This is a genomic window from Actinomycetota bacterium (genome assembly GCA_014360645.1).
GTDB lineage: Bacteria > Actinomycetota > Geothermincolia > Geothermincolales > RBG-13-55-18 > Solincola_B.
This window is the reverse complement of record JACIXD010000026.1, coordinates 1-2,017: the sequence shown is the minus strand read 5'-3', so window position 1 is coordinate 2,017 and position 2,017 is coordinate 1. Positions and strand designations below refer to the sequence as shown.

General features: G+C 69.9%; 2 protein-coding genes. Both read right to left on the bottom strand.

From position 1 onward, the window contains the following. Positions 1–29 precede the first annotated feature (29 nt). Entirely contained in the window at positions 30–1,508 is a 1,479-nt protein-coding gene (locus H5T74_14535) for an FAD-binding oxidoreductase (protein MBC7231592.1), read from the bottom strand. A 113-nt stretch (positions 1,509–1,621) separates the two neighbouring features. Next, a partial coding sequence (locus tag H5T74_14530; protein ID MBC7231591.1) for a hypothetical protein occupies positions 1,622–2,017 on the bottom strand: 396 nt, incomplete at its 5' end.

Genomic DNA, 2,017 nt, shown 5'->3' with positions numbered 1-2,017 from the left:
GTGTCGGGGCAGGGGTTGCGGCCCGCCATCTAGCCCACCTCCTCCATCTTGAAGCACAGCTTTCCCCGGTTGAGCACGTGGTCGGGGTCCAGGATGCCCTTGACCTTGCGCAGGGCGGCCACGGTGTCGGGGCAGCGGGCGTAAGCCAGGGAGGCCCAGGGCCCGTAGGGGCGGCTGAAGAAGGCCCCCGCGCTTGCCAGGGCGGCGGAGGCGGAGGAGAAGAGCTCGAGCGCCCGCTCGCGCTCTGCGGGCCGGAAGTAGAGGGTGAACTCTACGTGCACGTTCCTGCCTTGCTGGATGGGCTGGATGTAGGCTCCCAACCTCTCCGGGGGATAGGAGAAGCGCTCCGCCTCCTCCCGCATGACCTCCGTGAAGGCGGGCACCCGGTCCAGGGTGGTGAGGAAGAAGAGGTCCAGGAAGTCCCCCCGGGGCCCCGTCTTGTAGTAGGGCTCGGGAGAGGGGGAGGAGAGGATGGCCTCCATCCTCCGCCAGGAGCACCCCGGCACCTCGGGGACGGGCACCACCCCCGCCGCCTGGGCGTGGCGGGCGAGGTCGCGCTCCTGGTAGGCCACGCGCTCCTCCGGCAGGTACTCGTATCCCGAGACCCCGTAGATCAGGGTCCAGGGGGCCTGTCTCTCCGCCAGCTCGTCCACCGCCTCCCCCGCCTCCCCGCAGGTGAGGGCGGCCAGGGCGTAGGCGTTGAGGATCAGCCACTCGTCTGCGAGCTTGGGGCGCAGGGAGCGGTAGGTGAACTCCGAGAGGCGGGAGAGCTTGGCCTCGGGGACGAACCAGATGCGGTGTATGGAGGGCTTTACCTCCAGCTTGAGGGTGCACCAGGTGACGGCGGCCATGGTGCCCTGGGCCCCCTGCACCACGCGCACGAAGTCGGTCTGGGCGGGGCCCATGGGGTTCTTCTGGGCTCCCCCCGCCGCCCACTGCTGCTCCAGGGACCCGGGGCCGGCGGCGGACCCGGTGCGGAAGAGGTCGCCGGTGCCGAAGATGAGCTCGGTGCAGAGCATGGGGTCGGTCATGTCCCAGTGGTACTTGGGGATTAGGATGGGCTCGCGCTCGAGCGCCGAGGCGAGCACGGACTTGCCGGCCTTGGGGCGCAGGGGCATGAGCACCTTGAGCCCGGCGGCGTCGGCGGCGGGGATCAAGCGCTCGAAGGTCACCCCGGGCTCGATCAAGGCCACCTTGTTGCGGCGGCCTAAGCGCACGATGCGGTCCATGCCCGACATGTCCACCACGATCCCCTCGCCCTCCGGCACCGAATCCCCCCGCAGGCGGGGCGGGGCGGAGGAGGAGAGGACCAGGTTGAGTCCCTCCTCGCGGGCGAGCCTTACCAGCGAGCGCACCTCGGCGGTGGAGGAGGGGCGCACCAGGAGCAGGGGCTTTCCCCCCTCCACCGCCCCCCCGGAGCGGTAGGCGGAGAGGGCGGCCTCGTCCTCCGATACGTCGTCCGCCCCCACGATGGAGGCGAGCTTTTGCTTTATCTCCGGTGCAAGCATGGCTCCTCCTTAAAGGACTTCTTTCCCCGAGGCTTTCCCGCAAGGCGGGCCGGAGGGGGCGGCCTCGTCCTCCGATACGTCGTCCGCCCCCACGATGGAGGCGAGCTTTTGCTTTATCTCCGGTGCAAGCATGGCTCCTCCTTAAAGGACGTCCGTCCCAGGAGCGCCATCACCAGCTCCCGTGGCGAGGGGCGCGGGGCGCCGGTGGCGGCCCGGGCCATGTTGGCCCGCATCCCCGCCACCATGGCCTTCCTCACCGGGGAGAGGTCCAGCAGGCGGGAGGCCAGGCGCATGAGGCGGTCCGAGTCCAGGTGCCTCATCAGGGGGCCGGCTCGGTCCAGCAGGCGGTCTATCTTTTGCACCGTCTCCTCCGAGGCCTCGTCCAGGCGGTTGAGGAGGTCCCCCAGGTTCATGCCCGTGTCCGCCATCACCCCCTCCAGGGCCTCCCCCTGGATGACCATGAACTTGTCCAGCACGCCGTTGCGCCAGGCGCACTGCATGACCCGAAA

What these genes read in the sequence shown, in the direction of transcription:
- H5T74_14535 (MBC7231592.1), bottom strand. Translation starts at nt 1,508, where the DNA reads ATGCTTGCACCGGAGATAAAGCAAAAGCTCGCCTCCATCGTGGGGGCG.